The organism is Bradyrhizobium sp. (assembly GCF_049581145.1).
In the GTDB taxonomy this organism is placed as follows: domain Bacteria; phylum Pseudomonadota; class Alphaproteobacteria; order Rhizobiales; family Xanthobacteraceae; genus Bradyrhizobium.
Genome location: NZ_JBAURI010000270.1, coordinates 1 through 5,286, shown reverse-complemented (window position 1 = coordinate 5,286; position 5,286 = coordinate 1). Strand labels below are relative to the sequence as shown.

Here is a 5,286-nt window from a genome sequence, read left to right as displayed (position 1 = left end):
CCATTCTCGCGACCGAAATTCCCTCGATCCAGAACGGCGGCCTGACCGCCGACGGCAAGTCGGTCACCTGGAAGCTCAAGGGAGGCGTCAAATGGCACGACGGCCAGCCCTTCACGGCCGATGACGTGGTGTTCACCTGGGAGTATGTCAAAAATCCCGCCACCGCGGCGGTGACGATCGGCACCTATCGCGAAATCACCGTCCAGAAGGTCGATGATCTCACCGTGCGCATCCTGTTCAGCAAGCCGACCCCGTTCTGGGCGGAGGCCTTTGTCGGGGTTATTGGCTGCATCCTCCCCAAACACCTGTTCGCGGACTACACGGGCGAAAAATCCCGCGACGCGCCGACCAATTTGAAGCCGGTCGGTACGGGCCCCTACACGTTCATCGAGTTCAGGCCGGGCGACCTCATCCGCGGCGAGCTCAACCCCGACTACCACATGCCCAACCGCCCCTACTTCGACACGGTCGAGCTGAAGGGCGGCGGCGATGCCGTCTCGGCGGCGCGCGCCGTGATCCAGACCGGCGAGTATGATTTCGGCTACCTCATCCAGGTAGAGGACGATATCCTGCTTCGCCTCGAGAAGGGCGGCAAGGGCAAGACCATCTATGCGGTGGGTGGCGACACCGAATTCATCGCGCTGAACTTCACCGATCCCTATACCGAGGTCGACGGCGAGCGTTCCTCGATCAAGACCAGGCATCCGCTGTTCTCCGATCCGGCCGTGCGCAAGGCGCTCGCGCTGCTGGTTGATCAGGAGGCCATCAAGAAGATCATCTACGGTCGCGCCGGGCGCATCACGCCCAATTTCCTCAATGGGCCCGAGCAATTCGTCTCCAAGAACACGTCGCGGGAGTTCAGCGTCGAGAAGGCGGCCAAGCTGCTCGACGATGCCGGCTGGAAACCGGGCGCGGACGGCATCCGCGAGAAGGATGGCAAGCGGCTGAAACTCCTGTTCCAGACCTCGATCAACGGCCCGCGCCAGAAGACCCAGGCCATCGTCAAGCAGGCCTGTCAGAAGGCCGGGATCGAGGTCGAGCTGAAATCGGTGGTGGCCTCCGTGTTCTTCTCCTCCGATGTCGGCAATCCCGACACCTATGCCAAGTTCAACGCCGATATCGAGATGTTCCAGATCCCGATGACGCAGCCCGACCCGGCCCAGCATATGCGCCGCTACCAGTCGCGCTTCGTCGCCAGCAAGGAGAACAAGTGGCAGGGCACGAACTTTCCGCGCTATGTGAACCCGGACTACGACGCTGCGATTGACGCGGCCGAGAACGAAACTGACCCGGTCAAGCGCGCGGCGCTCTACATCAAGTGCAACGATTTGCTGTGGCAGGACACTGTCTTCATCCCGGTGATGCACCGCCTGAAGGTGAGTGCCTGCGCCAATACGCTGCGGCCGGTGATCAGCGGCTGGGCCGGAGACACCGACAATCTGCACAACTGGTACCGGGAGGATGCGTAAGGACGGACGTCGGAGGATTGCGCCCTCATGAGCCAGTATGTCCTGCGTCGCCTCTTGATCGCCGTTCCGAGCCTGCTCGGCATTTCGCTCGTCCTGTTCACGGTGCTCGCGCTCGCACCCGGTGATCCCTTCAGCGAGCTTGCGACCAATCCCAACGTGCCGCCCGACGTGCGCCTCGCGCTTCGGCTCAAATTCGGCCTCGACGACCCGATCTATCTCCGTTACCTGCACTGGCTCCATGCCATGATGCAGGGCGACTGGGGCTTTTCCTTTGTCAGCAGGATCAATGTCGACACGCTCATCCTGCAGCGGCTGCCGACCACGCTGTACGTGATCGGTTCTGCGCAATTGCTGGCACTGTTGATCGCGATCCCGGTCGGGGTCTATGCCGCGACCAGGCCCTATTCGCTGTTCGACCAGATCGCCAACACATTTGCCTTCATCGGCTTTTCGCTGCCGACCTTCTTCACCGGCATCCTGTTCATCCTGATCTTTTCGGTCAAGCTGGACTGGCTGCCGTTCGTTTATACGACCGACATCCATGCGACCGGCGTTTATTGGCTGGTCGAGGAGCTGCGGCAGGCCATCATGCCCGTCATGGTGCTCGGGCTGTTCCAGGCCGCCTCGATGACGCGCTTCGTGCGCTCGGCCATGCTCGACGTGGTCCGGCTCGATTACGTCACCACCGCTCGCGCCAAGGGACTGGGGCAGGCCCGCGTCATCGTCAAGCACGCGATGCGCAACGCCATGATTCCGGTCGTCACCCTGGTCGCGCTGCAGATGCCCGCGGTGTTCGGCGGCGCCATCGTCACCGAGCAGATCTTCAGGATTCCCGGCATCGGCTCGCTGTTGATCTCGTCCATTCTCGCCAATGATACGCCGGTCGTGATGGCCGTGACCTTCGTGTTCGCGTGCCTCGTGGTGCTGTTCAACCTGATTGCGGATGTGCTTTATGGCTGGCTCGACCCTCGCATTGCCTTCCGCTGAGCGGCGCGCCAGCTCGCCGTGGCGCGAGACCTGGCGGCGCTATCGCCGCCACAAGCTCGCCGTCGTCAGCGCGGTGCTGCTGCTTGTCCTGATCGCGGCGGTGGTGGTGGGCCCCTTTGTCTGGCGGGTCGCCATCGACGACATCGATGTCAATTCGCGCCTCGATGGGCCATCGCTCGCGCATCCCTTCGGCACCGACGATCTCGGACAGGACATCCTGGCCCGGATGATCTATGGCGGGCGCATCTCGCTTGCCGTCGGGCTTGCCGCGATGCTGGTCTCGGTGTTCGTCGGCACGCTGATCGGCGCGTTGGCCGGCATGTCGCGCGGCGCGCTCGGGCACGCGCTGATGTGGCTGACCGATCTGTTTCTCTCGCTACCGCAATTGCCGTTGCTGCTGCTCCTGATCTATTTGTTCCGCGACGCCCTCAAGGCTGCCTTCGGTCCCGAGGGTGGCATCTTCATCCTGATCGTGCTGGTGATCGGGGGATTGCGCTGGATGCCGGTGGCTCGCCTGGTGCGCGCCCAGTTCCTGTCGCTGCGCGAAAAGGAATTCGTCGAAGCCGCCCGCGCGCTCGGCGCCAGCCCGATGCGCCAGGTGGTGCGCCACATTTTGCCCAACGCGCTCGGGCCGGTCATCATCGCCGGAACGGTCGACGTGGCTGCCGCCATCATCGCTGAATCGACATTGTCGTTTCTTGGTCTCGGCTTTCCGCCGGATACCCCGACCTGGGGCCGCCTGCTCTATGACGCCAAGGATTATCTCGACATCGCCGCCCATTGGGCGTTGTTTCCGGGCGGCGCGATCTTCATCGCGGTGGTGTCGATCAATTTCATCGGCGACGGGCTGCGCGATGCGCTCGATGCCCGAAAGGTGATCTGATGCCGCCCCTGCTCGAGATCAGGGGCTTGAAGACCCACTTCGCGACCGATGATGGCATCGTGCAGGCCGTCGACGGCGTCGACATGTCGATCGACAGGAGCGAGACGCTGTGTGTGGTCGGCGAATCCGGCTGCGGCAAGACCGTCACGGCGATGTCGATCCTGAAGCTGATCGCAATGCCGCCGGGGCGTATCGTCGCCGGCCAGATTCTGTTCGAGGGCCGCGACCTCGTGCCGCTCAACGACAGGCAGCTCGACGACATCCGCGCCAAGGAGATCGGCTTCATCTTCCAGGAGCCGATGACCTCGCTCAATCCGGTGCTCACGATCGGCGAGCAGATCGCCGAGAGCCTGCGGCGCCACGAAGGTCTGTCGAAAAAGGACGCGCTCGCCCGCACGGTGGAGATGCTGCAACTCGTGCAGCTTCCCAACGCCGAAGCGCGCGTGCGGCACTATCCGCACCAGTTCTCGGGCGGTATGCGCCAGCGCGTCATGATCGCGATGGCGCTCGCCTGCCGGCCCAAGCTCGTGATCGCCGATGAGCCGACCACCGCGCTCGACGTCACCATCCAGGCGCAGATTCTCGACCTGTTGCAGGACATGAAAGAGCGCCTCGGCATGGCGGTGATGCTGATCACCCATGCGATGGGGGTGGTGGCCGAAACCGCCCAGCGCGTCGTGGTGATGTATGCCGGCAAGATCGTGGAGGAGGCCAGCGTCGACGAGCTGTTCAAAAATCCACGGCATCCCTATACAAAGGGCCTGATCCGCTCGATTCCGCGCGTGGACCTCGACAGCGAACACAAAACGAGGCTCGAGACCATCGGCGGGGCCGTACCGATCCTGATCGATCCCGCCCCCGGTTGCCGTTTTGCGCCGCGCTGTCGATATGCCGTCAGCGTGTGCAGCGAGCAGGAGCCGGTGCTGCGCGAGATCGCGCCACGCCATCGCATCGCCTGCCACCTCGACGTGACGCCATGAGCGAACCCTTGCTGCGCGTCACCAATCTGAAAAAGCATTTCCCGGTGCTGGGCGGCCTGTTGTCGCGCGAGGTCGGCCGCGTCCATGCGGTCGACGGCGTGTCGTTTTCGGTTCATCGCGGCGAGACGCTCGGACTGGTCGGCGAATCCGGCTGCGGCAAATCCACCACGGGCCGCTGCATCCTGCGCCTGATCGAGCCGACGTCGGGCGAGGTCGTGTTTGACGGGCAGGATGTAACAAACGCCGGCCGCAAGGAATTGCGCGCGATCCGGCGCAACATGCAACTCGTCTTCCAGGATCCGTTCGCCTCGCTCAATCCGCGCATGACCATCGGCGCGATCCTCGGCGAGGCCTTCATCATCCACAAGCTCGCCGCATCGGCCGCCGAGCGCGATGACCGGGTGGCGAGCCTGCTGGTCAAGGTCGGGCTCAAGGCCGAGCACATGCGGCGCTATCCGCACGAATTTTCCGGCGGCCAGCGCCAGCGCGTCGCAATCGCCCGCGCGCTCGCGGTCGAACCCAAGCTGATCGTCTGTGACGAGCCGGTCTCGGCACTCGACGTCTCGATCCAGGCGCAGGTGCTCAATCTGCTGGAAGATCTGCAGAGCGAACTGAACCTGACCTATCTGTTCGTCGCCCATGATCTCTCGGTCGTGGAGCACATCTCGGACCGCGTCGCGGTGATGTATCTCGGCCGTATCGTCGAAATCGCTCGGGCCAGCGACCTCTACCGCCATCCCCAGCATCCCTATACCCAGGCGCTGCTGTCCGCCGTGCCGGTGCCGGACCCGAAGGTGAAGCGCCAGCGGATCCGACTGCAAGGCGATGTGCCGAGCCCGATGAACCCGCCGCAGGGCTGCCATTTCCATACCCGCTGCCCCAAGGCCGAGCCACGCTGCCGGGAGACCGCACCCGAACTTAAAGAGGGTGGTGGCGGACATGTCGTGGCCTGTCATCTGGCCTGATG

5 protein-coding genes are annotated in these 5,286 nt (G+C 63.8%); all 5 read left to right on the top strand.

Annotated elements, in window-relative coordinates; all coding sequences use genetic code 11:
- Nucleotides 1–1,469, top strand: a 1,469-nt coding sequence (locus WCB02_RS09105; protein ID WP_423957652.1) for a peptide ABC transporter substrate-binding protein, incomplete at its 5' end; no start/stop codon positions are given.
- A 27-nt stretch (nucleotides 1,470–1,496) separates the two neighbouring features.
- A complete protein-coding gene (locus tag WCB02_RS09100) occupies nucleotides 1,497–2,456 on the top strand; it encodes an ABC transporter permease (RefSeq protein ID WP_423957650.1) in 960 nt (319 codons plus the stop codon).
- Entirely contained in the window at nucleotides 2,422–3,339 is a 918-nt protein-coding gene (locus WCB02_RS09095) for an ABC transporter permease (protein ID WP_423957648.1), read from the top strand. The genes WCB02_RS09100 and WCB02_RS09095 overlap by 35 nt, the downstream gene beginning before the upstream one ends.
- Entirely contained in the window at nucleotides 3,339–4,319 is a 981-nt protein-coding gene (locus WCB02_RS09090) for an ABC transporter ATP-binding protein (protein ID WP_423957647.1), read from the top strand. The genes WCB02_RS09095 and WCB02_RS09090 overlap by 1 nt, the downstream gene beginning before the upstream one ends.
- On the top strand, nucleotides 4,316–5,284 hold the full coding sequence (locus WCB02_RS09085) for an ABC transporter ATP-binding protein (protein WP_423957645.1): 969 nt from the start codon (nucleotides 4,316–4,318) through the stop codon (nucleotides 5,282–5,284). Before WCB02_RS09090 ends, WCB02_RS09085 begins: the two co-directional genes overlap by 4 nt.
- The last annotated feature ends 2 nt before the right edge of the window (nucleotides 5,285–5,286 follow it).